Source organism: Shimia isoporae (genome assembly GCF_004346865.1).
Classification (GTDB): Bacteria; Pseudomonadota; Alphaproteobacteria; order Rhodobacterales; family Rhodobacteraceae; genus Shimia; species Shimia isoporae.
Genome location: NZ_SMGR01000002.1, coordinates 434,491 through 460,494, shown reverse-complemented (window position 1 = coordinate 460,494; position 26,004 = coordinate 434,491). Strand labels below are relative to the sequence as shown.

Below are 26,004 nucleotides of genomic sequence, written 5' to 3'. Positions count from 1 at the left end.
GGTCTTTCGACCGGGCTATTGAATGCAAAACTTAGGGCGTCGATCACACGCGCATCGGCATGACAACGTAAACGGCGGAGGTGTCATTGCCTTCGCGCATCAAGGTCGGGTCGCCTGCGGAATTGAACATGAAGACAGCGTTCTCACGGTCCACCTGTGAGGCGATCTCGAGAAGGTATTTTGCGTTGAAGCCGATTTCGAGGCGCTCGTCGCCATAGGCCACCGCGAGTTCTTCCTCGGCAGCACCGCTGTCGGGCGAATTCACCGAAAGCACCAGACGGTCTTCATCCAGCTGCAGTTTTACCGCGCGGGAGCGCTCCGAGGATACGGTTGCCACACGGTCCACCGCCTGCGCGAACTCAGAGGCGTCCACTTCCAATTTGCGGGTGTTGCCCTGCGGAATAACGCGCGTGTAGTCGGGGAAGGTGCCATCGATCACTTTGGAGGTCAGCGTGATGTTCGGGGTGGCAAAGCGGACCTTGGTTTCGCTGACCGATACCGCGATTTCCATATCGTCATCGTCCAACAGCTTGCGCAACTCGCCTACGGTTTTGCGAGGCACAATCACGCCGGGCATTTCCGCGGCGCCGTCTGGCAGGTCGGCGTCGATGCGAGCCAGGCGGTGGCCGTCGGTTGCGACACAGCGCAGAGCCTTGCCGCCCTCGCTGTCGGCGATGTGCATGTACACGCCGTTGAGGTAATAGCGCGTCTCTTCGGTAGAGATCGCAAATTTGGATTTGTCGAACAGGCGGCGCAGTACCGGTGCCGGCGCCGAAAAGTTCGACGAGTATTCGGAGGTCGCCATCACCGGGAAGTCTTCGCGGGGCAGAGTGGCGAGAGAGAAGTTCGAACGACCCGCTTCGACAGTGAGGCGCCCGGATGCGCCATCATCAGTCAGGGTCACCAGAGCGCCGTCCGGCAACTTACGTACGATTTCATGCAGAGTGGTGGCTGCAACAGTGGTTGCACCGGGACGTTCGACCATCGCAGCGGCCTTGTCCACGACTTCGATATCAAGGTCTGTGGCGCGGAATTGGGCTGTGTCGCCTTCGGCTTCGATCAGGACGTTCGCCAGAATTGGAATGGTGTTGCGGCGTTCCACAACCGACTGCGCCTGGCTTACCGCCTTGAGCAGTACGCTGCGTTCGATACTGATTTTCATCCCATCGTCCTCTCGATTGCCGGGAGGGAGACACTAGCGGTTTCCCCTTTCGGCGCAAGCTTTTTTGCCTTTGTCTGCCACTTCGGGAGAGGCGTCAAGGTTGTGGACCAAATATAGAACGCCGCATCCCGAAGGACGCGGCGTTTTGATCACGAAATCGGTGAAAGCAGGTCGCTCAGGCCTCGAGCGCACGACGCAGAAGTTCCAGATCGTCGCTGATCTGCGCGTCCTGTGTGCGAAGCTCCTCAACGCGTTTCACACCGTGCATCACCGTGGTGTGGTCGCGGCCGCCAAAGCGGCGTCCGATCTCGGGCAGGCTGCGCGAGGTTAGCTGTTTACAGAGATACATAGCGATCTGGCGTGGGCGGGCAAAAGTACGCACGCGCTTGGGACCGATCATGTCCGACAGACGGATATTGTAATGCTCGGCGACCTTGCGCTGGATCTCCTCGACCGAGATCTTGCGCTCGGATGCGCGCAACACGTCCGAGAGACAGTCCTGTGTGAGTTCCATTGTGATTTCACGTCCCACGAGCGAGGCGAACGCAAAGAGGCGGGTAAGGGCGCCCTCGAGGACACGCACATTGGTAGAGATGCGGTGAGCAAGGAATTCCAGCACGCCGTCGGCCAATTGCAGATCCGGGTACTGAGCGCGGTAGCTGTCAACTTTTGACTGCAGGATGCCAAGGCGGAGCTCATAGTCAGTCGGATGTAAATCCACGACTAGACCGCATTGCAAACGGCTCTTGATGCGCTCTTCGAGATCTTTGATCTCGCCTGGTGCACGGTCGGCGGAAATGATGATCTGTTTGTTCTGGTCCACGAGCGCGTTGAACGTGTGGAAGAACTCTTCCTGTGTGCTGTCCTTGCCGGCGATGAATTGCACATCGTCCACCATCAGCACATCAACCGAGCGGAACAGTTCTTTGAAGTCCATCATCTTGCGATCACGAAGGGCCTGCACGAACCGGTACATGAATTGTTCGGCGGACAAGTAGAGGACATTGAGATCTGGGCGCTGGGACTGAAGTTCCCACGCAATGGCGTGCATCAGGTGCGTCTTGCCGAGGCCTACGCCGCCATAAAGGAACAGCGGATTGAAAGTGACGGGACCGCCTTCGGCAACGCGGCGGGCCGCAGCGTTGGCGAGTTCGTTCGGCTTGCCAACGACGAAGCTGTCGAAGGTGAACCGCGCATCCAACGGCGCGCCGGTCATTTCCAGTTCCCGGTTCTCGGCAGAGGCCGGAGCAGTGGTCGGTGCCGGCGTTTCCGCAGCAGGTGCTGTAGGTCGTGCTGGTGTGTTGGCTGCGACAGCAAAGTGAATGCGCTGGACGGCATGGCCGGAGCGGGTCATCTGGTGCAGGATCAGGTCGCCATAGTTCTGGGACACATAGTTGCCAATAAAATTGGTCGGGACGTTGAAGGTTGCGACACCGTCGGCGAGTTCAAAAAACTCGATCGGTTCGATCCAGGTCTTAAAGTTGTTCTGGCCAACTGTCTTGAGCAGCTCTTGCCGTAGTGCGCCCCATTGTTCCTGTGTCATGTGTCCCCGTTTTCCTTCAGCGTATGTGCCGGTTGCCCGGCGTCTTCTTTTCGTTACGAGATCACACCAATTGGGCGACATAACGTCAGAAGAGCGGATCAAAAACGTCTTTGTCCCGGGGGTCCCTGTCCCAGGTCAGTTTTGCTCACAAAGCGCAGGTGCGCTGCTCCGTAGGAACGGTCTAAACGCCAGAAAAACCGCTTTGCCGACCCGAAATAGCGAGTTGGCAGGCAAGCACGGTAAGGCAGTGCGTCAGCGGTTTAGCGTCCGTTCCCCCCAAGGCGATGTGAATCGCAGGATCGAAACTAGCAAGCTGCCTGCGCGCGCGGCAATGAAACTTCGATCTTGACTCATTCATTTGCGAAAAAGAATCTGGCGGCCTGTGGATAAGTCTCTGAAATCACTTAATTTACGAAGAAAGATCACTCTGCCCTTGCCTTGTGCAAATCCGCGAAAGAATCGGGTTTTGATCTGTGGAAAAGATTCGTTTCCGGATTCCGGACGACGCCTCGGATTCGGGCGCTTGGTCAATACAAAAAAGTTGGAATCGGCATTCGGGTGCCTGTCCCGAATGTTGGAACCAGTTGACCTGGGGGCAAAGAAAAAGCGCCGCCCTAAGGCGACGCTTTTTGGATTTTACATAGACTCTAGAGTCTTACGCGATCGCTTTGACGCGCGCCGCGAGGCGCGACATTTTCCGCGATGCGGTGTTCTTGTGGTAGACGCCTTTGGTCACGCCACGCATCAGCTCAGGCTGAGCGGCGCGCAGAGCTGCGGTTGCTGCTTCTTTGTCGCCGGAAGCGATTGCTTCTTCGACTTTGCGCAGGGAGGTGCGGATGCGCGAACGGCGGGCTTTGTTAACTTCGAGACGGCGCTCGTTCTGACGGGCGCGCTTCTTTGCCTGGGGCGAATTTGCCATGATCTGTAACCTTTACTTGGTTCGGTCGTTTGTGAATGCGTGCCACGTCCCGAACAGGGCCTCTCGTTCATCAGAGAGAATCAGATCAAGCCAGAGCGGGCTGCACGCGCATGTATGACGGGTGCTTATAGAGAGTTTCGCAGGGAATGCAAACGGGAATCCCCAACATGTATGGACAGGCTGGAATCCACTGACTGCATCGCGTCGGTATCCCGTCAGCAAAGCGTGGGCCTACCTCACGCAAAAGGCCGCCCCGGTTCTGGAGCGGCCTTTGACTGGAGTTCTGCAGGTTTATTTGTCGCGGAACTGCGGCTCGCGTTTCTCGATGAAGGCGGCCATGCCTTCTTTCTGGTCTTCAGTTGCGAAGAGCGCATGGAAAGAGCGGCGTTCGAACAGCAGGCCTTCGGATAGCGTCGTTTCGAAGGAGCGGTTTACGGCCTCCTTGGCAGTGCGCGCGGCAATCAACGATTTCTCGGCGATCTTATGGGCAACTGCGAGGGTCTCTTCCATCAACTTCTTGGCAGGCACAACGCGGCTGACCAAACCAGCGCGCTCGGCCTCTTCGGCATCCATAAAGCGACCCGTCAGATTCATATCCATCGACTTGGCTTTGCCGACAGCGCGCGTCAGGCGCTGGGACCCGCCAATACCGGCGATCACACCCAGGTTGATTTCCGGCTGGCCGAATTTCGCGTTGTCGGCCGCAATGATGAAATCACACGCCATCGCCACCTCGCAGCCGCCGCCGAGCGCATAGCCCGAGACTGCTGCGATGACCGGCTTGCGCACTCGCTGGATTTCATCGCCAAAGGCGCCAAACAAATCCGACTGGTTCACGTCGGCAAAGCTCATTTCGGACATTTCCTTGATGTCCGCACCAGCCGCAAAGGCCTTTTCCGAGCCGGTAAGCACGATGCAACGCACCTTGTCGTTGGCATCCGCCTCCTTGAGGGCGGTCATGACCTCGCCGATGAGCTGTTGATTCAGCGCGTTCAAGGCATCGGGTCGGTTGAGTTTGATGAGGGCCACGTGGTCCTCGACGTCGACGATGATCGTCTCAAAAGCCATGAGTGGTGCTTTCGTTGTTCCAGTCAGGGGTGATTCCTTATCACTTGCAGACCACGGATCAAGTTATCTTTGGCATTGCGGGCAGAAGAAGGATGAGCGTCCCGACTGGGTGATTCGGCTGATTGTGGCGCGGCAATCAGCCGTTTTGCAGGGTTTCGATTCGCGACCGTACACATCGAAACTATGTTGAAAATATCCAAGTTCTCCATCGGCTTGGCGGAAATCTCGAAGCGATGAACCGCCGGCTTTGATGGCTTCCGACAGGACGTCACGGATGATCGGCACGAGGGAGTGAACCCGTTTTTCGGAAATTGCTCCTGCTTTGCGACGTGGAGAGATGCCTGCACGATAAAGCGCCTCGCAAACGTAGATATTGCCCAATCCGGCAACAATGCTTTGGTCCAGCAGCGCGGATTTGATGGGTGTGTTGCGGCCCGTGAGTCGGCTGGCGAGATAGGATTCGTGAAAATCGTTTCCCAGAGGCTCGGGACCGAGTTTGGCGAGTAAAGGATGTGTGTCGGTGTTATCGGAGGGCAGAAGGTCCATCGCTCCAAAACGGCGCGGGTCGTTGAATGTGATGCGGGCGCCGTTGTCCATATCAAAGACCACATGGTCGTGTTTCTGGGCCTGTGGGTGGTCGTGAACGAATTGGCCAAGAGGATCGCCGGAAACGGTCATGCGTCCCGACATCCCCAAGTGCACGAGAAGCGACTCGCCGGTATCGAGGTCCGCGAGGATGTATTTGGATCGGCGTCGCAATTGATTGACCCGCGCACCAGTCAGGCGATCGGCCATGCGGTCCGGAAAAGGCCAGCGTAGATCGGGGCGATTGACCATGGCCTTGGAGATGACCGCGCCCTCCATGGCGGGTGCCAGGCCGCGACGCACAGTTTCGACTTCGGGCAGTTCAGGCATGTTGTTCAGCTCTTCTAGTTCGAGGTCCAAGACGGAGTCATGGGAAGCAGTTCACCAGAGATACGGGTCTTGCCTCTTTTACGGAACATCAAATTCGGGATGACCATCGGCTTATGGCTTGTTTCGGTGGTCCGACAAAGATTGAAATACATGTTCGTGGACCTCCAACAGATTGAGGTGTCGGTTGCGCGCAGGCGGGTAAGACATATGCTGTACAATTGTAGGGATGCCATCACCGTCAGCAAGGCTCGCCGAGGTGCTGCAACCCAGAAAGAAATGGTGACGGTTCTATGAGAAAGTTGTTTTCCAAGAAAAAGAAACCGAATGAGCTTCTGGCTTTGATGGACGCCATCAAAGCCGACCCTGACAACCCAGAGGCACATAGTGCTCTGGCGCAGGCCTATTCGCGGCGGAACCGGCACTATGCGGCTCACGCCGTGATGCGTTCAGCTGCCACTCTGGATGCAACTGTTGAGAACCCGTTTCAGGCTATTCCTGCCGTGGAACATCTCTCGCTGGATCACAACAAGTATTATCGCTTCCGCACTCTTCAGCGCACCTTGCAGGACCTCGCTGGCGATCTACCGGAGTGGAGTTTTCTTGATGTGGGTGGTGGTGATGGACAATTGGCAAGTTTTCTCCCAGAGGCCGGGTATTTCCTGGCAGAGCCCATCGCAAACGGGCTGGACAGCAATTCGCTGCCATTCGAAGGCGAGAGCTTTGATTTTGTGGTGTGCTGTCACGTTCTCGAGCACATACCAAAGGCAGCGAGAGACGATTTTCTGGACGGGCTCATGAGCCACGCGAAAAAGGCATTGGTACTCCTGAACCCCTTCGACATGGGAACGTCTGCCAAAGAAGAAGGCATGGAGTTGTTTGTGGAATATGCCAACGCGGGTTGGGCCAAAGAACACCTTGAATGTTTGATGCCAAAGACGGAAGACGTTGAGGCTTGGGCAGGCTCAAGGAACTATGACGTCACTGTTCAGGCGAACGGGACCGCGCCTGTGACCTTCCTGTCAGAAATGTTCAATGTCTTCTCCAAGAACGTGGACCGTGGACGTATCAACACGTTCTTGAACACGCACTACGTTGATGGAGTGGACAGTGAAACGCTGCCAAACGGATATCTGCTGGTGATTTCCCGCCGCGCTTAATTGCTGGCCGATAGCTGGATCTTGAAGCGGTCCAGTCGTCGAAAGAGCCGCCAAAGGGCGACTGGCTTCTTGTCGACCAAGGAGGCGCGCCAAAACGGAAGCTGGTACCACGGCAAATAGCTCAGCAAGTACCTCTTGACGCTTTTTGTGCGCTCAATACGGGTTTCGACGGGCAACGAGGCCCAGGTGTTTGTCTCGTGGAAATGGTAGCGGGCCATCTTTTCGGGAATGAAACCGATCCACCCGTTTCGGGCGGCCAAGGCATACACCGCATAATCGCCGAAAGGGATCGCGTCGAAATCGTCAGGCAACTTTCCGAGTGCGGACAGCCTTAGGATGGTTGCGCATGCCTGCACAAAGTTGCCTGTCGCCAGATAGGACCCCGGAAGAGGTTCCCGTCTCACAAGCGGGGGGAACTCCTTGAGTTCGATTTCGTTTGCGCTGTCCCAGTAGGACGACATCGTTTGGCAAAGCGCGCACCCGGGGTTGGCGTCCATGTAAGCCACTTGCTTCGCCAGTTTGGTGTCGTTGGTCCAGAGATCATCGCCGTCTAGGAAAGCTACGTACTCACCGCGGAACTCGGGCAAAGCCAAAGCCAAAATGCGGCGCCCTTGGCTGTATTGATTTTCGTCCTGAAGCATCAGGCGAATGATGTCAGGGTGTTTTTCGGCGTAGGCTTCCAGGATTTCGCGGGTCCCGTCCGAAGATGCGTCATCGTGCACGAAGATTTCGTACCGAAAGTCGACCTTTTGAGAAAGGACACTTTCAAGTGCTTGGGAAACTAGGTTTTTTTGGTTGAACGTCGGCATAAACACGGTCACACGGACCGCATTCACTTCTTGAGACGTCGAAATGTTCGGCATCTTTTTTCCTGGTCGGGGACGCGCAGAGGTGAGTGGTTTGCGGCGTCGGATATCTCTTGCTTCGCTTCGAGTAACAGCAATGTAACGGAATCGGTGGCGGGTTTGCGAGAAAAATGACAGCCGCTTGTGCAAACTTTTGTTAGATCTCGCTTCCACGGGTTGTTTGGTTGGTGTTCCCGGCATGATGCTGTCGATCCTTTGAATTGAGATCCTTCGAATTTGAGGCAAATTAGGTGAAGACTTGGTTAACGCGCGTCTGGCAATGCCTTGCAGCATCGCGCGTGGTTCGCATGTGAGACTTGTTTCCGGGTTTGCAAGTGGCTCGGCAAAAAGGTGCTGGCGTTGTCAACTTTTACAAAGACTTTGGCGTGCAATCAGGGGGTCACCCAAACGCCGCATTGTGCCGGTTTCCACAGAGAGATATGAAGAGTCCCGAACCAGATAGGGACGCCCATATGACCCAGGACAGCAACACCACGCATTTCGGCTTTGAAACGGTGCCGGAGTCGGAAAAGGCGGGCAAGGTGCAGGGCGTTTTCAACTCTGTGGCTTCTAAGTACGACGTGATGAACGATGTTATGTCGATGGGGATTCATCGCATCTGGAAAGATGCGATGATGGATTGGCTGGCACCCCGACCCGGTCAGCGTCTTCTGGATGTTGCGGGTGGCACAGGAGACGTGTCGTTCAAGTTTCTCGGTCGTGCGGGTTATGGACATGCGACGGTGTGCGACCTGACAGAACCGATGCTGGTGGAGGGTCGCAAACGGGCCGAGGCTGCGCAAATGGCGGAAAGCCTGGACTGGGTGGTCGGTGATGCGATGGCCTTGCCATTCGAAGACAACACGTTCGACGTTTACACCATCAGCTTTGGCATCCGTAACGTGACCCGTCCGCAAGAAGCTCTGAACGAGGCCTTTCGCGTTCTGAAACCGGGTGGGCGCCTTATGGTGCTGGAGTTCTCCCAAATTCCCAATGACATGATGCAAAAGGTTTATGACCTGTATTCGTTCAATATCATTCCGAAGATGGGGCAAGTGATCGCGAATGATCGGGACAGCTATCAGTACCTGGTGGAAAGCATCCGCAAGTTTCCAGATCAGGAGACCTTTCTGGGTATGGTCAAACAGGCCGGTTTCGAGAACGCGAAGTATCGCAACCTGACGATGGGTATTGCTGCGCTGCATTCGGGATGGAAACTGTGATGATGATGACCCGTTCCGGATTTCTTTCTGCGGAAAAGGCGACCTGATGCGTGGACCTCACAACATCATTCGTTTGATCCGGACAGGTGCCACTCTGGAGCGTTCTGGCGCAATGAAGGTCGTGCTGGATGCGTTTGACGCGCCACCCCTTGTACGCGGTGTGTTGCGTGGGCTGGTTTGGCCGTTTCAGTGGTTGGGTATCAAAGGCGATCCCGAAGCACCACCATTGCCACGCGCGCTGACCGCGCTCGGCCCCGCTTACATCAAGTTCGGTCAGGTTTTGTCGACCCGACCTGATGTTGTTGGCAGCGATCTGGCAACCCAGTTGCGCATTCTTCAGGATAAGTTGCCGCCATTTGACATCGCCACAGCCAAGGCCGAAGTCGAAAAAGAGCTTGGCCAGCCAGTTGACGAGATTTTCTCTGAATTTTCCGAACCTGTTGCGGCTGCATCGATTGCGCAGGTTCACCGTGCGCGGCTTGCGGAAACCGGCGCAGAGGTCGCGGTCAAAATCCTGCGGCCGGGTGTTGAAAAAGCATTTCGCAAAGACATCGATGCTTTCTATTTCGCTGCAAACACTATCGAGTTCTTGTCGCCGGGGTCACGCCGTTTGCGGCCGCGCGATGTTATCGAACACTTTGACAATGGTGTGAGCTCGGAACTTGATCTGAGACTCGAAAGTGCGTCTGCCAGCGAGTTTGCCGCGAATACTGCGAACGATCCGGGCTATCAGGTGCCCGCTGTGGTCTGGGAGCACTCCGCGAAGCGCGTGATGACTCTCGGTTGGGCAGAGGGTACGCCGATCGGCGACAACGATGCGCTGGATGCCGCAGGACACGATCGTCACGCATTGGGCAGCCGCGTTTTGACACTGTTCCTGAACCATGCGCTTCGGGACGGATTTTTTCACGCCGACATGCACCAAGGCAACATGAAGGTCGCTGCCAACGGTGACATCATTGCTTATGACTTCGGGATCATGGGGCAGATCGACGAATACACGCGCCGTGTTTATGCAGAGATCCTCTATGGGTTTATACAGCGCGACTACAAACGTGTTGCTCAGGTGCATTTCGAGGCGGGGTATGTTCCTGCCGATCAAGACGTCGATGAGTTTGCTCGCGCGCTACGGGCTGTAGGCGAACCGATCTTCGGCATGGATGCGGACCGTATCTCGATGGGGCGTTTGCTAAGCTATCTTTTCGAAGTGACCGAGCGATTTGGCATGGCCACACGGACCGAATTGATCCTGTTGCAGCGCACAATGGTTGTGGTCGAAGGCGTTTCACGATCGCTGGATCCGCGCGTGAACATCTGGGATGTCGCCAAGCCCGTGGTGACGACCTACATCGAAAAGAGCCTCGGTCCACGCGCCGTGTTGAATGATCTTGCCAGAACGGCGCGGGTGTTGACACGTTTTGGTCCACGCTTGCCTGAAATGGTCGAGGCGGTTCTGATGAAGCAGAACGAGACGCCGATGCGCCCCAGAGACAGCTTCTGGCTTTGGATCGTGTTGACCGGTGGTACGGGCGTCACGCTGGGTGCAATTGCCGCAATCGCTGCAATGGTGATGTTCTGATCTGAACCTTGAAAGGCTTTGCCTGACTCGGGCTCGCCGGTTTAGGTTTGGGCATGCCTCGTTTTTCGCCTTACCGACCGTTCACACCTGAGCCAGACCAGATGGCAAGGGTGCCCGAGCAGTCCGGTAACGCGCTCAATGGTTTGGACGAAACGGAACCGCGCCGCGCGCGTATGGTCTATTGGGCGCCAAATCCGGATGACATTCCCCATGGCGGTATGCAGCGCTATTTCCTTGAGCGGTCGGCGCGAGAACCTGCTTTTGGCGCGGCGCGCGCAAAACGGCAAAAGGTTCTGGATGCGCCCTTGCCGGACATAGCGCAGGAAGCTGTCGAAAGAACGTCCAAAGACTGGACTGTGGCGCTTCAACAGTTTGTTGCGCAGGGGATTTGCGAACAAGCCGGCGTCGCGGAGATGCAGTCCGATTGGGTGGTCGAAGGATTTGAGGTCTCTCAAAGGCGGGTGATTATCCTTGGCGTTCAACACGACTATGGAGAGATTTCTACGGCGCCAGACGTCACTGCCGGACTTGAGGTCATGCAGCAATATGAACGCGCGGCTGCCGCATCAAAGGCCGTTGCGGGCTGGCTGCGCATGCAGGGCTGGGATGCGACACCGGTGACTGGCCCGATGACGGGTGCTTTGCTGATGATCCCGCCCGCTCTGGCTTGCGGCTTTGGAGAGTTGGGCAAACACGGATCGATCATCAATCCGGAGATGGGCGCGTCTTTCCGATTGTCTGCTGTTCTGACCGACGCCCCGTTTGATGTCACCGAACCGGTTGAGGCTGGCATAGACGGGTTTTGCCAGAACTGTCGGGTGTGCGAGGACGCCTGTCCGCCGGAGGCTTTGTTCTCAACGAAGAAAACGGTGCGGGGAGTCGAAAAGTGGTACGTGGACTTCGACCGCTGTCTGCCGTTTTTTAACCAGACCCACGGATGTGCGATTTGCATTGCGGTCTGCCCGTGGTCGCGTCCGGGGATTGGGCCGAACTTGGCCGCGAAGCTGTCCAGACGCGCGGAGAGACTGCGCGAAGAATGAGAAAAAGAAAGGCCCATGCCGAAAGCATGGGCCTTGCCAACAGCGGCGCATCAGCGCCTTCTGTTTCTATTTTCAGTTCAGCAGACCTGCGTGACGCATGGCATCGTCGATCAGCGCCTTGGTTTCGTCGGTCAAACCCGTCAGCGGCAGGCGCACTTCGTCAGAGCAGAGACCCAGACGGGACATGCCGTATTTCGCGCCGACCAGACCAGGCTCGGTGAAGATCGCCATGTGAAGCGGCATCAGACGGTCCTGAAGTTCCAGCGCCTTGGTGTAGTCACCGGCCAGAGTGGCTTCCTGAAACTCCGCACAAAGGCGTGGAGCGACGTTTGCGGTTACGGAGATGCAGCCGACGCCCCCATGCGCGTTGAAGCCGAGCGCAGTTGCGTCTTCACCGGAGAGTTGAACAAAGTCGTTGCCGCAGGTGATGCGCTGTTGTGGCACGCGCGACAGATCCCCCGTGGCGTCTTTCACGCCAACGATGCGCTCCAGCTTTGCCAGTTCACCCATGGTGTCCGGCGTCATGTCGACGATCGAACGACCCGGGATGTTATAGATGATGATCGGCAGGTTGCAGCAATCGTGGATCGCCGTGAAATGCGCCACCAGGCCGCGCTGGGTCGGCTTGTTGTAATAGGGCGTGACAACCAAAAGGGCGTCCGCGCCAACTTTCTCGGCATGCTGTGCGAGGCCGATGGCTTCGAGGGTATTGTTGCTGCCAGCGCCGGCGATGACTGGCACACGACCTGCGGCGGCGCGCACAACCTCTTCGACCACGGCTTCGTGTTCGGCATGGCTCAGGGTCGGGCTTTCACCGGTGGTGCCAACGGGTACAAAACCGTGGCTGCCTTCACCGATGTGCCATTCGACCAGTTTCTTGAGCGTTTCCAAATCCAGCTCGCCGTTCGTGAACGGCGTGACGAGTGCGGGGAAAGACCCTTTGAACATGACACGCTCCTTTTTCTGCGTAGCTGGGCGGAATTGCCCGTATCAAACCGCGCGGACCCTAGCGGGAAGTCGCCTGCTTGCCAAGATTGTGAGTTGTGGCGAAGGGGGACGCGATTTATCGTGCGGGTTCTATCCTGTCTGACATTGGAAAATGCAAGCCATGTTGCGTCCTTTTCTCGCCCTTTGTCTTGCTGTTACAGCGACGCTCAACGCTGCCGGTCCGGTTCGGGCCGATCTTGCTGCGGCAATGGACGCCGTGCGTGCCAACGATTGGGACCGCGCGGCCGCGGAAGCTCGCAGCGATGGGCAGGTGGCTCGCGATATCGTCGAGTGGCACAGGTTGCGGGCAGGCCGTGGACGCCCTGATGAGGTTCTTGCCTTTTTGGAACGGCGTGGCGACTGGCCCGGACTTCCCTATTTGCGCAAACAGTCGGAAGAGGCGTTTTTTGGTGTGAGCCACGAGATGGCCATGTCGTTTTACGTTCACGGCATGCCACAGACCGCACAGGGGGCGTTGACGCAGGCAGAAGTCTTGCAGGCTGCTGGCGAAGAAGGCGCTGCTCAGGCGGGCGTAGTCCTTGCTTGGCGCACCATGCCCATGGATAGCGAAACGCAAGGCGTTTACCTTGACCGCTACGGGTCATTGTTGAGTGACCACCACACAGCCCGACTTGATGCGATGCTTTGGAAAGGCTGGAAGGAAAATGCACGCAGGATGTATGCCCGCGTGCCGGAAGGCTGGGTTGCGCTTGCACAGGCTCGCATCGCCTTGCGGGATCGCGCAGCAGGTGTGGATGGTTTGATTGCAGCGGTGCCGGATGAGCTGCAAAACGATCCGGGATTGGCCTATGAGCGTTTTGTCTGGCGTCATCGCAAAGGGTTGAATGAGCGTGCAATCGAACTGGTTGTGGCCCGTTCCAAGGCCGGAACCCTGGGCGAGGCGGATCAATGGGCCAGTCGCCGCCGTTCGCTGGTGCGCAGCGAAATGAGGGCAGGCAATTATCAGACAGCGTATGACATTGCGGCGGTGCACGGGATGTCGCCTGATGCGGGGTATGGTTATTCCGATTGCGAGTGGCTCGCGGGTTATCTGGCGCTGCGCTTCCTGAACAAGCCGGAGATCGCTGCGGCGCATTTTGTGCGCTTCGCCCAGTCTGTAGAAACACCAATTTCTCTTGGGCGTGCGGGGTATTGGCTCGGCCGGGCCTATGAGGCGATGGGAGACACCGAAACAGCGCAGCAGGCGTATCAGGCCGGAGCGGTTCATCAAACAAGCTTTTATGGTCTTTTGGCAGCCGAGAAGGGCAAAGTGCCGGCTGATCCTGCGTTGCGTGGCGACGAAAAATTCCCGAATTGGCGAGAGGCGGCTTGGACCACGTCCAGCGTACACGAAGCAGCCCGAATGTTGCTGGATGCAGGCGAGCTGTCACTTGCGGAGCGGTTCTGGATTCACCTGAGTGAAAGCATGGACCGACAGGCGTTGGGACAATTGGGTGAGATGGCGCAGGATCTTGGACAGCCGCATGTTGCGGTCATGCTTGGCAAGGCGATCGTAAAACGCGGTATCACCCTGCCAGGGCCCTATTATCCGTTGCACCCTCTGGTATCGCAGGACTTGCCGGTGGCGGACGAGCTTTCACTGGCGATTGCGCGGCGCGAAAGCGAGTTTGACCCCGTCGTGGTCAGCCACGCCGGCGCGCGGGGTCTTATGCAGCTGATGCCGGGCACAGCGCGGGACGTGTCGCGCGACATTGGTGAGGTTTACGTGCTTGGCAACCTGACGGCGGACCCCGAATACAACGCGCGTCTTGGCAGCGCTTATCTGGCTGGTCTTGCAGAACAGTTTGACGGCAACATCATCATGATTGCCGCCGGATACAATGCCGGACCGCACCGACCGAAGCGCTGGATGGCGGACCGTTGGGATCCGCGTGGTGGCAGCGTCGAGGCGATGGTGGACTGGATCGAGTTGATCCCGTTCAACGAGACGCGGAACTATGTGATGCGGGTTTCCGAAAGCCTACCGGTTTATCGCGCGCGTTTGGGCAAATCCGCGCTGCCGATGCCGTTCGGGCAAGAAATCACCGGTGGCACGATCAAGGTGATCAGGTAGCGGGCGGTTCATATCTCTTTTCGAAAGAACCTCAGGCCCGCGGCGACTGTTGGCATAACGTTCACCGAAGTTCCGATTTCATTGGGTTCGGTTTCTTTGAACCCGAGCTTGGCGTAGAGCGCTGGCATTTCGACGTTGCCGCGAACCGTATCCGCGATAAGGCACTTGAATCCCAATGATTGCGCATCCTGAATACGCCTTTCGGCGAGCCACCGGCCCAATCCGGTTCCCCGCGCTTCGGGCCGGACGTAAAGGTGTTTCATCTCACCTGTTGCGTCGTCCACGCGTCGTAGAGCGGCCGTGCCCACCAACTGACCCTGATCGCTCCAAATGAGATAATAGTTGCCTTGTGGTGGCAGCACGCGATCAATGTGCGCCCAGAACGCTCTGATATGTTCCGCCGCATCAACACTTACTCCGGTCGCGCGCTCAAAAACGACCGCTTGTGTGTATATGTACTCCATCAAAAATTCATTTGCGGTCTCGTGTGGAATCTCGTCTTCAGATTGAAACCGCTTCGCAACATAGCCTTTTAGACAAGGAACTTCTTGACCCTGTGCCATAGCTTCTACGTCGAAGATCAAGCTGTTGTCTGATGATAGATTTTGCGCAGAAGTCTGAGGCATATCTGATCTCTCCACATTGAAGGCTTGAAGGAAATACTAGCCAGAATTCCACAAAACGGTTAGTCAGAAAAAATGTTCAAACAATAGAAATTCTATCATGTCAGTAGATTGGAGAAAGATCCCGTCTCTTACAGCGTTGCGCGCTTTTGATGCGACAGCACGGGAAGGTAGCTTTGCGGGGGCTGCTCGCGCGCTCAACGTCACACATGCTGCCGTCGCGCAACAGGTACGAGGTCTTGAACAGGAACTTGGTGTTGGCCTTGCCACTCGGCAAGGCAGGCAAGTGGTGTTGACAGCCGCTGGCCAGCAGCTTGCGAGCACCCTGGCAAACGCCTTTGAAAGAATTGGCGACCAGATCGAGAGAACGCGTTTGGGCGCGCGTTCGAGAGGTTTGCGCGTGACATGCTCCCCCTTTATGGCAGAGCGGATCATCATGCCCAATCTTAAGGATTTCTGGCTGCTGAATCCGGGCGCCGAAATATCATTGTCGCCGACGCGCGACTATGCCGATCTTGCGGCCGAGGGTTTTGATCTGGGCATTCGCTCGAGACACCCTGATTTGCGCGATCAGCCGGGCAGCAACGATTTGCGAACGATACACCTGAAGAAGGTTCAGGTTGTCGGGATCGCAGCGCCGGAGTTGGTAGAGAAACATGGTGCCTCTTCGGCGGACATGCCCTGGCTGTGGCATGATGGTATGGACTTGAAGTTGAAGATGATGCGGACAGGGGGGCTCGACGTGGACAAGCTTCGGCGAGTGCCCATCGGTAGTCCAAACCTGCTGCTTGAAGCTGTGCGAGGCGGCATCGGCATGAGCCTGTTCACGGAAACTCTTGCTCAAGAGGAGTTTTCTGCTGGCCGCGTCGTCAAGATTGATACTCCGCAACCGATTTTTGCGGACTATGTCGCGGTCCTGCCCAAGGGCCAGTCGCATGTCCTTGCAGAGACGTTTGCCGAATGGGTGCGCACGCTTTTGTAGCGCGCGATGAACAAGCCGGTTGCGCCTGTTGTGTTTTGTCAGGTCCGTTTGCTCTGCTCTCGCCACCAAGTGAATAGCCCCGCCCCGACAACCACGGCGGCCCCGACTGCCACGTTCACGCGAAGGGTTTCGCCAAAGGCCACCATACCCAAAGCCGCAGCAAAGGGCAGTTGCAGGTAGGCGAAGGGTTGCACCGCGCTGGCCTCGGCGGCCTCGTACGTCTTGATGAGCAGCCAATGGCCGAAAACGCCGGACACACAGAGCATCAACATCCAGATCCAGTCCTGTCCGGTCATCGGTTCCCAGAAAAAGACGCCGATTGCGGTCATCAGGATGCAGCCCACTGTGCCGGTATAAAACAAGCTGGTTTCGGAACTGTCGCCGCGGGAGACATAGCGCGTGAGCAGGCCGTAGATCGCGAACATCAATGCCCCAAGGAGAGGGATTGCTGCGACGGGTGAAAAGACGCCGGAACCGGGTTGCAGGATGATCATAACACCGATTGCGCCAATGCCGATCGACAGCCAGCGCCGCCAACCGACCTGCTCGCCCAGCACAGGCCCCGAGAGGGCGGCGATCATCAGAGGATAGCAGATGAAGACCGCGTGTGTTTCTGTCAGGCCAAGGAGGGTGAACGCGGCGACCGTGACACAGATTTCCAGCGCCAGCAGCGCGCCTCTGATGGATTGCAATACGGGGAAGCGGCTTTGCATTACACGTTTCAGGCCGCCTTCCTGACGAATGGCAAGTGCAATGACAAAGGCGGCAAAGAACCAATATCGGATCATCACCACGAGGTAGGTGTTGTAGGTTTCAGCCAAATGCCGAGAGAACCCGTCCTGCATTGCGAAGACAAAGGTCGTGAGGCACATCAACAGGATGCCGCGCCGGTTGTCTGGCGCGCCGGTCATGCGCCGTCCTTCAGACAGGTGGTCATGTGACGCTTGCGGCCAAAACCTTTGACGCGCGTGACGGCAAAGCCCGCGTCAGCCAGATTACGCCGCACAAAACCCGCCGCGGTGTAAGTTGCAGCTGTGCCTCCGGTTTTGGTATGCGCGCCAACCTGCGCCATGAGACCCGCATCCCAGAGTTCAGGGTTTTTGGCAGGAGAAAATCCATCAAGGAACCATGCGTCGGCGGTAAATGCGTTGGCTTGCAAGGTTTCGCGCGCGTCGCCGAGAATGACCTGCACATTTATTCCCTGCAGCGAGGTAAGAGTTTTGTCCTGCGCCCATGCCGCAACCAGCCGATCGCGGTAATCGCCGAGTTCGGGAAAGGCTTGAAGCGCGCGGGCCATTTCGTCAGCCTCCATCGGGAAGGCCTCGAAGCTGGTGAACCGCAATGGGTCGGTCATGCCGGCCTGGTCCCACGCCTTCCAGGCCGTAAGCAAATTCAGGCCCGTACCAAAACCGAGTTCCGCGATGTGAAAGCCAGGTGCAAAACGTGCGGGCAAGTTGTTGCCTTGCAGAAAAACGTGACGGGTTTCCGCCAGCCCGTTTTCAAGGCTGAAGTACGGATCGTCAAAACGTGTGCTGACCGGAATGGCCTGATCCCGCCATTCCAATTCTGCGTGCTGGTCGCTCATCTCGGCTTGCCTTATTGAGAGGTCAGAAGAGCTTTGAGCGAAGGCGGGTGATTTGGCAATGGGCAGTGCGGTGGATGTGACGGTCGTGGGGGCTGGTGTGTTCGGTTTGGCGAGCGCATGGGCCTGTGCCAAGCGGGGCGCAAAGGTACGTGTGATTGACCGTACAGGCGTGGCAGCGGGATGCAGCGGCGGTGTCGTCGGGATGTTGTCTCCGCATGCGCCTGAGCGCTGGAACGAGACGAAGGAGTTCCAGTTCCAGAGCCTGATCTATGCCGAAGAATTCTGGCGCGAGGTTGAAGTAGTTGGCGGTGGCCAGACAGGTTATGACCGTGTCGGACGCTTGCAGCCGATCGATTCAGAGCGGGCGTTGGAGCTCGCCAACGAGCGCACCGAAAGTGCCAAGGAGTTCTGGCAGGGCAAGGCGCACTGGCGTGTGATCAGAGCCGAGACTGCGGGTGACTGGGCACCTCAGACCGCCAGCGGGCTGTTGATTGAGGACACATTGAGTGCGCGTTTGCATCCGCGCCAGACCTGCGAAGCTCTTGCAGCAGCGATCCGCGCCAAAGGCGGAGTGATCGAAGTTGGGTTGGCGAAAGAGTTACAGGGACAGGTGATTTGGGCGACCGGCGTCGCTGGACTCAGAGAACTTAGCGACGCCAAAGGCAAGACCATTGGCAATGGTGTCAAAGGCCAGGCTGCCGTGTTCGGGTTGGACGCAGGAGGCGCGCCCATCACGTCCGCCGGAGATGTTCTGGTGGTGCCACATGCGGACGGTACCGTGGCGGTGGGTTCCACATCCGAGCGGGAATATTCCTCTCCGGACGCAACTGACGAGCAGTTGGAAGAGTTGATCGCTCGGGCCTGCGAGGTGTTCCCGATGCTCGCCGCTGCGCCGGTTGTCGAGCGCTGGGCCAACTTGCGTCCGCGGGCAAAAAGCCGCGCGCCTATGATTGGCGCGCACCCGTTGTTTGAGGGCGACTTCATCGCCAATGGTGGTTTCAAAATCGGATTCGGTATGGCGCCCGGAGTGGCCGAGGCTATGGCGGATCTGGTTCTGGACGGGGTTGACCAAATACCTGACAGGTTCCGCCCTGAGGCGTCGCTTTAGGTCGCTTCGGCGCTCATTATCAGGCGCCCGTCCGGCCCGCGCACCCAGCACCTGCCGTCGCCGCCCCAGCAAAGAGTTGCGGTTTCGAAATGCATCAACGGCGAAGCGGCACGGAAGGCAAATGACGAGAGGCGTCCAAGCTGGGACTGCGCAAGCAACATCAGCAACTGAGCCAGCAACGGTCCATGCACCACAAGCCCCTCGTAGCCTTCGGTGTCACGGGCATAATCCAGATCGTAGTGGATGCGATGCCCGTTGAATGTCAGTGCCGAATACCGAAACAAAAGGGTACTGTCGAAGCTATACTCCTCCGAGAGGATCTCGTCCGTGCCTGCTGGTTTGCTTTTAGGTTTGGGAGTTTCAGGGTCGGGATCTTCACGATAGACCAGATCCTGAAACTCCCGCACGCAAATCACGCCGTTCTGAAAGATCTCGTGGCGCAAAGTCACAAAGGCCAGTGGTCCGGTGCGCCCTTGTTTGAGGGTGGCGGTTTCAAGGGTAGTGGTTTTCTCCGCCGGCTGTCCTTGGCGTAGAGGGGTCAGAAATTCCAAACGCCCACCTGCCCACATGCGTCGTGGCAGGCCCATATCCGGGATAATACCTCCGACCTTGGGGTGACCGTCCCGACCGAGTTGGACCGGTGGCTGAGCATCCCAGAAATAGAGTTGGTGGAAGAATGGCGGCAATGGATCCGTTGGCGCGCCCTGTCGTCCCAACGCTGTCCAGAATGCTTGTGCTCGGGCGGGATCGAACACATCTCTTTGACGGACTTCAGAAGGGCTGGCATGGTTCATGGCGACAGGCTATCAGAGCCGCCCTTAAGGACAAGAGAGACCATGCCTCAGGTTACATCGCTGGATCACCTTGTTTTGAGTGTCACGGATATGGAGCGCACGCTGGCATTTTACACGGCGGTCTTGGGGATGACCTCAGAGCGGTTCTCCCCCGCAGACGGCAGCACGCGCTGGGCTCTGAAATTCGGCGATCAGAAGATAAATCTACACGATGCCTCCGCGCCATTTGCGCCGCATGCCAAAACCGTTTCGAGTGGCTCGGCCGATCTGTGCTTTCTCACCGATACGTCGATCACCGACTGGCAATCGCATCTGGCCGTTGAGGGCGTGCCGATTGAAGAAGGACCTGTGAAACGCACGGGAGCCACCGGCCCGATCCTGTCCCTTTATGTACGAGACCCCGACGGTGCGTTGATCGAAATCAGCACGCCGTACCCGTGAGCAGGCAACGCCGCCGCGATTGGGCGACGCTTTGCATCGGTAGCTCGTTTGGCGGCGGGCCTTTCCCCTGAACCCGCATGCGTGTTAGGGCAAACCCATGCGTATGCCCTCCAAAGAAGAAGTCCTTGAGTGGATTTCCGAGAACCCGACCCTCACCACGAAACGCGACATCGCCAAAGCTTTTGGCATCAAGGGTGCTGCGCGGATCGATCTGAAGCGATTGTTGCGTGAACTGGAAGCCGAAGGGCATCTTCAGAAACGGTCCAAAACCTACCGTGATCCCGACAAGTTGCCACCGGTGACGGTGCTGCAAATTCTTGATCCTAACGAAGACGGCGACCTGTTTGCCCGTCCGCTGGAATGGCACGGCGAGGGCAATGAGCCGCGCGTGATGGTGATCACACGTGCCTCCGACCCCGCACTGGGAGCAGGAGACCGAATCCTTGGACGGTTGACGGAAATTCAGGATGAGGATCACGCCTATGAGGCACGGCTGATCCGGCGCATTGGCACCAACCCGCGCCGAGTACTGGGTGTCTTCAGAAAAACCGCAGAAGGCGGCCGTATCCTGCCAATCGACAAGGGGGACGGCAAGGAATGGATGGTTCTGCCCGAGCAGATCAACGACGCCAAAGACGGCGAACTTGTAGAGGCTGAACAGGCCGGACCCAAGGGTCGGCTGGGCCTGCCGCGCGCCAAGGTTGTTGCGCGGTTGGGCGATCCTTCTGCGCCGAAAGCGGTGTCGCTTATTGCGATCCATCAACACGGCATTCCGGACAGCTTTCCGGACAAGGTGATTGCCGAAGCAGATGCCACCAAACCTGCGCCGCTTGGCAGTCGTGAAGACCTGCGGGACATGCCGTTTGTGACCATTGACCCTGCTGACGCGAGAGACCACGACGACGCGTGTTGGGCCCACGCGGACGACGATCCCAAAAACGCCGACGGGCACGTGTTGTGGGTCGCGATTGCCGACGTGGCACAATACGTGCGACCGGACACGGCGCTTGACGGGGAAGCGCGCAAGCGGGGCAATTCAAGCTATTTTCCGGACCGGGTCGTGCCGATGCTGCCGGATCGGCTGTCGGGGGATCTTTGCTCACTGCACGAAGGTGTGCCGCGTGCCGTGATCGCGCTGCGGGTTCAGATCGACAGCAAGGGCAAGAAGATCGGGCATCGATTCTGTCGCGCCATGATCCGGTCGGTGGCTTCGCTCAACTACGGTGAGGTACAGCAGGCGCAGGACGGGCACGCCAACGAACGGTGTGCCGAGTTGATGGAAACTGTCATCGCGCCGCTATATGCGGCCTACGAGGCTCTGGTAAAGGCGCGCAACGAACGTCAGCCACTGGCTCTCGACCTCCCTGAACGTAAAATCGAGCTGTCGGACCAAGGTGAGGTTCTTTCGGTTAACTTCCGGGACCGGTTTGATGCTCACAAGCTGATCGAAGAATTCATGGTGCTGGCAAACGTCTGTGCCGCCGAAACGCTGATCGCCAAGAAATCGCCTTTGCTGTTCCGAGTGCATGAAGAGCCAAGCCCGGAAAAGCTGGACGCGTTGCGCGAAACGGCGCAGTCCGCCGGATATACGCTGGCCAAGGGGCAGGTATTGCAGACCCGCCACTTGAATGCGCTTCTGGATGCCGCGGCGGGATCTGACGACGCGGAGCTCATAAATATTTCGACGTTGCGCTCCATGACGCAGGCCTATTACACGCCGCAGAACTTTGGCCATTTCGGCCTTGCCTTGCGGGCCTATGCGCATTTTACATCGCCAATCCGGCGCTATGCCGACCTTATCGTACACCGTGCGTTGATCACTGCACACGGGTGGGGCGAGGACGGGCTTACGCCTGAGATGATCGAGCGCATGGAGAATACGGGAACGCATATTTCGGACACCGAGCGGCGTTCGATGTTGGCCGAGCGGGATACGACAGACAGATATCTTGCGGCCTACATGTCGGAGCGCATCGGCAACGAGTTCACCGGGCGGATCAACGGGATAGCCCGTTTCGGCGTGTTCGTGAAACTGGACGAGACCGGGGCGGACGGCTTGATCCCGATGCGGGAATTGGGGCGTGAGTACTTTCACTTCGACAAAGACAGCAACACGCTTACCGGGTCGGACTCCGGCATCGTCATCGGGCTTGGACAGCGGGTCACAGCGCGGCTGACTGAGGCCGCACCTGTAACGGGTGGCATTGCGATGGAATTGATCTCGCTTGATGGCGAGGTCGTCAAACGCGCGGGCGGCGGCGGCCGTGGCCGAGGGCGCAGCGGCGGCCCTGCGCGGCGCAAGGCCACAAAGGCCAAGCGCAAGGCAGACAAGATCAAACGCAAAGTGTCCCGCCGTCGGAAGTGACGGCAGGACGGAGTTCGGCCTTATTAGAGACTATTTTCAGCCGGCAAGAGCTTGTTTGGGCATGGCGCAGCCCGTCATTTTGCCTCCGGGATAGATCGCGGAACGCACACGAGAGACATAAGGCGCGAATGTGGGAATGTCTTCGACAGCAGCCCGCAGTTCTGTTCTGGCGGGCAATCTAAGGATCATATCCAGCACCGGTGCAATGGCGGCATCCGCTCCTGATGGCAGGTCGCCAAACAGGTAGGTTTGATCACCCAATACAGTCTCTAGCGTTGCCAAATCTCTGCCCAATCGTTGATGGCGATCTTCCGGTGAGAAACGCGCGATACCCTGTGATGTCAGGCCGGTACGTACAGGCGCCCGACCTTCTTCAGCAACCATCTCGCGGGCTTCGGCTGGTACGGCGGCAAAAAACTCTTCGCGCATGATGGGCCATACCCGTTCGTCCAGCCAGCGGTCATGCACAAGGCCGAGTACGAGGTTGTGCTCGACCATGCTTTTGAGCGCGTGTGCGATGCCTTTCTGTTCGTCGGAAAGGCCGGCGTAGAAATCGGCACCCTGCGCGGTCAGATAGTCTTCGATGTTGGAACTGTCGGGGATCAACCGGTCGCCCACCCGCAATACCGGCAATTTGCCCAAGGGTTGGACCGAGACATCCACGGAAATTTCTGGCTGCCATTTGATGCCTGCCATTTCGAGCAGGCAAATGGTTTTCAGGCAGAAAGGCGAATGGCTCGGAAGGGCCGCATTACCGGGGAACATAATCAGATGCATCTATAGCACTCCTTGTGAAACGATGGATCCGGTTTAACGACGCCTCTTGCCAGTTTTTGTCAGTATGTCGCAGTATCTGGAATTATGCCCAGAACCGACCGCCTGTTTCAGTTGATGCAAGCCCTGCGTGATTTGCCGGCGCCTGCAACGGCGCTTGCGCTCGCGTTGGAAACCGGCGTTTCAGAGCGCACGATTTATCGCGACATCGACACGTTGCGCGGGTTGGGCGCGGTGATCGATGGCGAGGCCGGTTTCGGATTCACCTTGATTGAAGACGCAACGCTGCCGCCGCTTGGGTTTGTTCCCGAAGAAATAGAGGCGCTGGTGGTGGGGCTGACAGAAGTCACGCAGATTGGTGATCCTGCACTTGCCAAGGCCGCAAAATCGGCTCTAACAAAGCTGAAATCGCGCCTTCCATCGGCTCAGGCCCACCGTCTCAAGCACGCGGTACTGACAGCCAAGCGGTTCTATAAGCCCCCGACCATCGTCATAGATGCCAGCGCCTTGCGGCAAGCGGCTTGGGAGGAGCGTACGATCGCTGTTGATTACGCCGACGCAAAGGGCAAGCGTACCGTGCGTGAACTTGACCCTCTGACCATTACCTTTCTGGACGGCACGCATTGCCTGTTGGCCTATTGTCATCTGCGTGAGGATTACCGGGTGTTTCGTCTCGACCGGATGGAGGATTTCACAGTGACAGACCGGTCTTTCCGTCCGCGTCGTATTCCGATGCTGCGGGAGTTCAAAGCGCGGCTGGAGGCAGAACCGCCTCGCCATATTCAATCCTGATCGGCAAATCCCCGCGTATGTCGTTTGTGCGCTTTGTCAGAATCGGGTGGCACGTTAACATTCAGGCAAAACGAGCAGGAGCGCAGGCTATGCGAGCAGCAGCAATTCTGGCACTGACAATGACCGCAACAAGTGTGATCGCTGAAGCGCCGCTAACGTCGCTGCGGCCGGTTCTGAGGCCTGATCTGGCGGTCACCAATATCACGCAAACCGTTGCTGTTGTGGCCCCGACAGAGGCTGGACTTCAGGATTGGATTCGCGCCTACCGGCCCAGAGCGCTGAGCGCTGGCATTTCCGCGACCACATTTGACCAGGCCATGTCGCGGGCCCGCTATGATGCTGATGTGATCAAACGCGACCGGAACCAGTCCGAGTTCACAAAAACGATCTGGGATTATCTCGACAGCGCGGCCAGCGATTTACGCGTCAAGAACGGGCAGGCGGCGCTGGCCAGGCACAACGACAAGCTTGTTCAGATCGAACGCAAATACGGCGTCGACAAGGAAGTTGTCGTTGCCATTTGGGGGCTGGAAAGCGCCTATGGCACGTTTCGCGGCAGCACGCCTATCATCAGCGCTTTGGCGACCCTGGCCTATGACGGACGGCGCGGTGCCTTCTTCGAGGAGCAACTGACCGCAGCTTTGACGATTCTGCAAAACGGAGACACATCGGTTGCGAACATGACCGGCAGTTGGGCCGGTGCCATGGGGCATACCCAATTCATGCCGACCTCATTTTTGTCTTACGCTGTGGATTTCACAGGCGACGGAAAGCGCGATATCTGGACAGACGATCCGAGCGACGCGCTGGCCTCGACAGCGGCCTATTTGAAGAATTCGGGTTGGGTCAAGGGACAGCCTTGGGGTGTTGAAGTGCGCATTCCGGACGGATTTGACTATACATTGGCCAACCGGGAAACGCTCAAGATGCCCGGGGAGTGGGCCCGCATCGGCATTCGGGACATGAACGGACGCAAGGTACCGAACCACGGTAAAGCGTCGATCCTTTTGCCTGCGGGCGCAGAGGGAGCGGCGTTTATGATTTTCAAAAATTTCGACGCCATCGAAACGTACAACACCGCGGATGCATATGTGATCGGAGTGGGGCACCTGAGTGATCGCATTCAAGGTGCGGCGAAGATTCAAGGCGCATGGCCGCGCGGAGATCGGGCTCTGACCTATGATGAACGTATCGAATTGCAGACGCGCCTGACTGCAGCAGGTTTCGATACGCAGAAAATCGACGCCAAAATTGGCCCGCTGACGATCAACGCGGTTCGGGAATACCAGCTTTCGCGTGGTATGACACCGGACGGCTATGCTTCTTTGAGATTGCTCAGCAGCCTGCGCTGATCAGAAAACAGAGACCTTCGTGCCCAACGGCAGGATGCTGTAGAGGTGCTCTACGTGCGGATTGTACATCCGGATGCAGCCGTTCGATGAAGGCGTGCCGACAGATTGGGGCACATTGGTTCCGTGGATGCGGAACAATGTGTCCTGTCCATTCTGGTAGAGATATAGTGCGCGACTCCCGAGCGGGTTGTTCGGGCCTCCGGGCATACCGTCTTTCCAGCGTGCATATTGCGGGTTGCGTTCGATCATTTCGGCAGTCGGGGTCCAGTTCGGCCATTCGACTTTGCGGTCGATTGTGGCATCGCCGCGGAAGTTGAGGCCCTCTTTGCCCACAGCCACGCCATAGCGGATCGCGGTGCGATCATCCTGCATATGGTAAAGGTAGAACGCTTGCAGGGTGACGACGATCTGACCGGGTTCGAACTTGTACTTGCGTGCGATTGTCACTTCACGCGGCTTGAGGTGTTCCATCAATTCGAAGGATTGGCTGGCGGCAGCGCGCGCGATCATCGGGGTGCTCAGAGCCGCGCTGGCCGCCGCGGCTGTGGTCAGAAATTGACGTCTTTGCATCACTCGTCTCCTACTAATCAGGAGAATCCTGCCACGTCTTGACCGTTCGGGCAAAAAATATCGGGCGCGAAGGTAAATTCCACGCCCGATTTCACTGGATTGTGAC

The 26,004-nt window shown here is 57.7% G+C and carries 24 protein-coding genes; 11 read left to right on the top strand and 13 right to left on the bottom strand.

Translation table 11 applies throughout. From position 1 onward, the window contains the following. Positions 1–43: 43 nt before the first annotated feature. From dnaN to mutM, 5 genes are all read right to left on the bottom strand, one after another. The gene (gene dnaN, locus BXY66_RS13740; RefSeq protein ID WP_132860873.1) at positions 44–1,162 is read right to left on the bottom strand and encodes a DNA polymerase III subunit beta; all 1,119 of its coding nucleotides are present in this window, start codon (positions 1,160–1,162) and stop codon (positions 44–46) included. Positions 1,163–1,337: 175 nt separating this feature from the next. Beyond that, entirely contained in the window at positions 1,338–2,705 is a 1,368-nt protein-coding gene (dnaA, locus tag BXY66_RS13735; protein ID WP_243694387.1) for a chromosomal replication initiator protein DnaA, read from the bottom strand. A 655-nt stretch (positions 2,706–3,360) separates the two neighbouring features. Beyond that, positions 3,361–3,624 (bottom strand): 30S ribosomal protein S20, encoded by a 264-nt coding sequence (gene rpsT / locus BXY66_RS13730; RefSeq protein WP_093323700.1) that lies wholly within the window; start codon positions 3,622–3,624, stop codon positions 3,361–3,363. Positions 3,625–3,915: 291 nt separating this feature from the next. After that, complete coding sequence (locus BXY66_RS13725; protein WP_132860871.1) at positions 3,916–4,692, bottom strand: enoyl-CoA hydratase; 777 nt, start codon at positions 4,690–4,692, stop codon at positions 3,916–3,918. Positions 4,693–4,755: 63 nt separating this feature from the next. Next, entirely contained in the window at positions 4,756–5,607 is an 852-nt protein-coding gene (gene mutM / locus BXY66_RS13720) for a bifunctional DNA-formamidopyrimidine glycosylase/DNA-(apurinic or apyrimidinic site) lyase (protein ID WP_132861083.1), read from the bottom strand. A gap of 290 nt (positions 5,608–5,897) precedes the next feature. On the opposite strand from mutM, the gene BXY66_RS13715 reads away from it, so the two are divergent. Further along, complete coding sequence (locus BXY66_RS13715; protein WP_132860870.1) at positions 5,898–6,764, top strand: class I SAM-dependent methyltransferase; 867 nt, start codon at positions 5,898–5,900, stop codon at positions 6,762–6,764. Here the strand turns inward: BXY66_RS13715 and BXY66_RS13710 are convergent. Further along, complete coding sequence (locus BXY66_RS13710) at positions 6,761–7,627, bottom strand: glycosyltransferase (RefSeq protein ID WP_165929185.1); 867 nt, start codon at positions 7,625–7,627, stop codon at positions 6,761–6,763. The genes BXY66_RS13715 and BXY66_RS13710 overlap by 4 nt on opposite strands. A gap of 455 nt (positions 7,628–8,082) precedes the next feature. Between BXY66_RS13710 and ubiE the strand changes: the two genes are divergently transcribed. From ubiE to BXY66_RS13695, 3 genes are read left to right on the top strand one after another with little or no spacing between them, the layout of a single operon-like run. Then, positions 8,083–8,832 carry a bifunctional demethylmenaquinone methyltransferase/2-methoxy-6-polyprenyl-1,4-benzoquinol methylase UbiE gene (gene ubiE, locus BXY66_RS13705; RefSeq protein WP_132860867.1) on the top strand — a complete coding sequence of 250 codons (750 nt, stop codon included), beginning with the start codon at positions 8,083–8,085 and terminating at the stop codon, positions 8,830–8,832. A 46-nt stretch (positions 8,833–8,878) separates the two neighbouring features. After that, complete coding sequence (gene ubiB, locus BXY66_RS13700) at positions 8,879–10,411, top strand: 2-polyprenylphenol 6-hydroxylase (protein ID WP_132860866.1); 1,533 nt, start codon at positions 8,879–8,881, stop codon at positions 10,409–10,411. 53 nt (positions 10,412–10,464) lie between these two features. Further along, positions 10,465–11,451: a 4Fe-4S dicluster domain-containing protein gene (locus BXY66_RS13695; RefSeq protein ID WP_132860864.1), complete on the top strand. Its 987-nt coding sequence runs from the start codon at positions 10,465–10,467 to the stop codon at positions 11,449–11,451. A gap of 72 nt (positions 11,452–11,523) precedes the next feature. On the opposite strand, the gene dapA is transcribed toward BXY66_RS13695, so the two are convergent. Beyond that, the gene (gene dapA / locus BXY66_RS13690) at positions 11,524–12,399 is read right to left on the bottom strand and encodes a 4-hydroxy-tetrahydrodipicolinate synthase (protein WP_132860863.1); all 876 of its coding nucleotides are present in this window, start codon (positions 12,397–12,399) and stop codon (positions 11,524–11,526) included. 160 nt (positions 12,400–12,559) lie between these two features. Between dapA and BXY66_RS13685 the strand changes: the two genes are divergently transcribed. Next, positions 12,560–14,512 (top strand): lytic transglycosylase domain-containing protein, encoded by a 1,953-nt coding sequence (locus BXY66_RS13685; protein ID WP_243694386.1) that lies wholly within the window; start codon positions 12,560–12,562, stop codon positions 14,510–14,512. An 8-nt stretch (positions 14,513–14,520) separates the two neighbouring features. On the opposite strand, the gene BXY66_RS13680 is transcribed toward BXY66_RS13685, so the two are convergent. Further along, a complete protein-coding gene (locus BXY66_RS13680; RefSeq protein WP_207911331.1) occupies positions 14,521–15,138 on the bottom strand; it encodes a GNAT family N-acetyltransferase in 618 nt (205 codons plus the stop codon). A 97-nt stretch (positions 15,139–15,235) separates the two neighbouring features. Between BXY66_RS13680 and BXY66_RS13675 the strand changes: the two genes are divergently transcribed. Continuing rightward, complete coding sequence (locus tag BXY66_RS13675) at positions 15,236–16,117, top strand: LysR family transcriptional regulator (RefSeq protein WP_132860862.1); 882 nt, start codon at positions 15,236–15,238, stop codon at positions 16,115–16,117. Between the two features lie 38 nt (positions 16,118–16,155). Here BXY66_RS13675 and BXY66_RS13670 read toward each other — a convergent pair whose 3' ends face one another. Further along, on the bottom strand, positions 16,156–17,028 hold the full coding sequence (locus BXY66_RS13670) for a DMT family transporter (RefSeq protein ID WP_132860860.1): 873 nt from the start codon (positions 17,026–17,028) through the stop codon (positions 16,156–16,158). After that, entirely contained in the window at positions 17,025–17,702 is a 678-nt protein-coding gene (mnmC2, locus tag BXY66_RS13665; RefSeq protein WP_132860858.1) for a tRNA (5-methylaminomethyl-2-thiouridine)(34)-methyltransferase MnmC2, read from the bottom strand. The genes BXY66_RS13670 and mnmC2 overlap by 4 nt, the downstream gene beginning before the upstream one ends. A gap of 58 nt (positions 17,703–17,760) precedes the next feature. On the opposite strand from mnmC2, the gene BXY66_RS13660 reads away from it, so the two are divergent. Further along, positions 17,761–18,810 (top strand): NAD(P)/FAD-dependent oxidoreductase, encoded by a 1,050-nt coding sequence (locus BXY66_RS13660; RefSeq protein WP_132860857.1) that lies wholly within the window; start codon positions 17,761–17,763, stop codon positions 18,808–18,810. Here BXY66_RS13660 and BXY66_RS13655 read toward each other — a convergent pair. Next, positions 18,807–19,604, bottom strand: coding sequence for an HTD2 family dehydratase (locus tag BXY66_RS13655; RefSeq protein ID WP_132860855.1), 798 nt, complete (start codon positions 19,602–19,604; stop codon positions 18,807–18,809). The two genes, BXY66_RS13660 and BXY66_RS13655, sit on opposite strands and share 4 nt — an antisense overlap. Positions 19,605–19,646: 42 nt before the next feature. On the opposite strand from BXY66_RS13655, the gene BXY66_RS13650 reads away from it, so the two are divergent. Then, positions 19,647–20,045 carry a VOC family protein gene (locus BXY66_RS13650; RefSeq protein WP_132860854.1) on the top strand — a complete coding sequence of 133 codons (399 nt, stop codon included), beginning with the start codon at positions 19,647–19,649 and terminating at the stop codon, positions 20,043–20,045. Between the two features lie 97 nt (positions 20,046–20,142). Beyond that, complete coding sequence (gene rnr, locus BXY66_RS13645; RefSeq protein WP_132860852.1) at positions 20,143–22,410, top strand: ribonuclease R; 2,268 nt, start codon at positions 20,143–20,145, stop codon at positions 22,408–22,410. A 36-nt stretch (positions 22,411–22,446) separates the two neighbouring features. On the opposite strand, the gene BXY66_RS13640 is transcribed toward rnr, so the two are convergent. After that, the gene (locus BXY66_RS13640; protein WP_132860851.1) at positions 22,447–23,187 is read right to left on the bottom strand and encodes a glutathione S-transferase family protein; all 741 of its coding nucleotides are present in this window, start codon (positions 23,185–23,187) and stop codon (positions 22,447–22,449) included. 84 nt (positions 23,188–23,271) lie between these two features. Between BXY66_RS13640 and BXY66_RS13635 the strand changes: the two genes are divergently transcribed. Together BXY66_RS13635 and BXY66_RS13630 are read left to right on the top strand one after the other, a co-directional pair. Beyond that, positions 23,272–23,976: a helix-turn-helix transcriptional regulator gene (locus BXY66_RS13635; protein ID WP_132860849.1), complete on the top strand. Its 705-nt coding sequence runs from the start codon at positions 23,272–23,274 to the stop codon at positions 23,974–23,976. 89 nt (positions 23,977–24,065) lie between these two features. Further along, positions 24,066–25,328: a lytic murein transglycosylase gene (locus BXY66_RS13630; RefSeq protein ID WP_132860848.1), complete on the top strand. Its 1,263-nt coding sequence runs from the start codon at positions 24,066–24,068 to the stop codon at positions 25,326–25,328. Here BXY66_RS13630 and BXY66_RS13625 read toward each other — a convergent pair whose 3' ends face one another. After that, complete coding sequence (locus tag BXY66_RS13625; protein ID WP_341785808.1) at positions 25,329–25,898, bottom strand: L,D-transpeptidase; 570 nt, start codon at positions 25,896–25,898, stop codon at positions 25,329–25,331. Positions 25,899–26,004 lie beyond the last annotated feature (106 nt).

Bases quoted from the DNA above. Each gene is read 5' to 3' on its own strand.
- BXY66_RS13670 (WP_132860860.1), bottom strand. From the start codon at position 17,028: ATGACCGGCGCGCCAGACAACCGGCGCGGCATCCTGTTGATGTGCCTC.
- ubiB (WP_132860866.1), top strand. From the start codon at position 8,879: ATGCGTGGACCTCACAACATCATTCGTTTGATCCGGACAGGTGCCACT.
- mutM (WP_132861083.1), bottom strand. From the start codon at position 5,607: ATGCCTGAACTGCCCGAAGTCGAAACTGTGCGTCGCGGCCTGGCACCC.
- rnr (WP_132860852.1), top strand. From the start codon at position 20,143: ATGCGTATGCCCTCCAAAGAAGAAGTCCTTGAGTGGATTTCCGAGAAC.
- dnaA (WP_243694387.1), bottom strand. From the start codon at position 2,705: ATGACACAGGAACAATGGGGCGCACTACGGCAAGAGCTGCTCAAGACA.
- BXY66_RS13660 (WP_132860857.1), top strand. From the start codon at position 17,761: ATGGGCAGTGCGGTGGATGTGACGGTCGTGGGGGCTGGTGTGTTCGGT.
- rpsT (WP_093323700.1), bottom strand. From the start codon at position 3,624: ATGGCAAATTCGCCCCAGGCAAAGAAGCGCGCCCGTCAGAACGAGCGC.
- BXY66_RS13710 (WP_165929185.1), bottom strand. From the start codon at position 7,627: ATGCCGAACATTTCGACGTCTCAAGAAGTGAATGCGGTCCGTGTGACC.
- mnmC2 (WP_132860858.1), bottom strand. From the start codon at position 17,702: ATGAGCGACCAGCACGCAGAATTGGAATGGCGGGATCAGGCCATTCCG.
- BXY66_RS13695 (WP_132860864.1), top strand. From the start codon at position 10,465: ATGCCTCGTTTTTCGCCTTACCGACCGTTCACACCTGAGCCAGACCAG.
- BXY66_RS13715 (WP_132860870.1), top strand. From the start codon at position 5,898: ATGAGAAAGTTGTTTTCCAAGAAAAAGAAACCGAATGAGCTTCTGGCT.
- BXY66_RS13675 (WP_132860862.1), top strand. From the start codon at position 15,236: ATGTCAGTAGATTGGAGAAAGATCCCGTCTCTTACAGCGTTGCGCGCT.
- BXY66_RS13650 (WP_132860854.1), top strand. From the start codon at position 19,647: ATGCCTCAGGTTACATCGCTGGATCACCTTGTTTTGAGTGTCACGGAT.
- BXY66_RS13685 (WP_243694386.1), top strand. From the start codon at position 12,560: ATGTTGCGTCCTTTTCTCGCCCTTTGTCTTGCTGTTACAGCGACGCTC.
- BXY66_RS13725 (WP_132860871.1), bottom strand. From the start codon at position 4,692: ATGGCTTTTGAGACGATCATCGTCGACGTCGAGGACCACGTGGCCCTC.
- BXY66_RS13635 (WP_132860849.1), top strand. From the start codon at position 23,272: ATGCCCAGAACCGACCGCCTGTTTCAGTTGATGCAAGCCCTGCGTGAT.
- dnaN (WP_132860873.1), bottom strand. From the start codon at position 1,162: ATGAAAATCAGTATCGAACGCAGCGTACTGCTCAAGGCGGTAAGCCAG.
- ubiE (WP_132860867.1), top strand. From the start codon at position 8,083: ATGACCCAGGACAGCAACACCACGCATTTCGGCTTTGAAACGGTGCCG.
- BXY66_RS13630 (WP_132860848.1), top strand. From the start codon at position 24,066: ATGCGAGCAGCAGCAATTCTGGCACTGACAATGACCGCAACAAGTGTG.
- BXY66_RS13655 (WP_132860855.1), bottom strand. From the start codon at position 19,604: ATGAACCATGCCAGCCCTTCTGAAGTCCGTCAAAGAGATGTGTTCGAT.
- BXY66_RS13640 (WP_132860851.1), bottom strand. From the start codon at position 23,187: ATGCATCTGATTATGTTCCCCGGTAATGCGGCCCTTCCGAGCCATTCG.
- dapA (WP_132860863.1), bottom strand. From the start codon at position 12,399: ATGTTCAAAGGGTCTTTCCCCGCACTCGTCACGCCGTTCACGAACGGC.
- BXY66_RS13625 (WP_341785808.1), bottom strand. From the start codon at position 25,898: ATGCAAAGACGTCAATTTCTGACCACAGCCGCGGCGGCCAGCGCGGCT.
- BXY66_RS13680 (WP_207911331.1), bottom strand. From the start codon at position 15,138: ATGCCTCAGACTTCTGCGCAAAATCTATCATCAGACAACAGCTTGATC.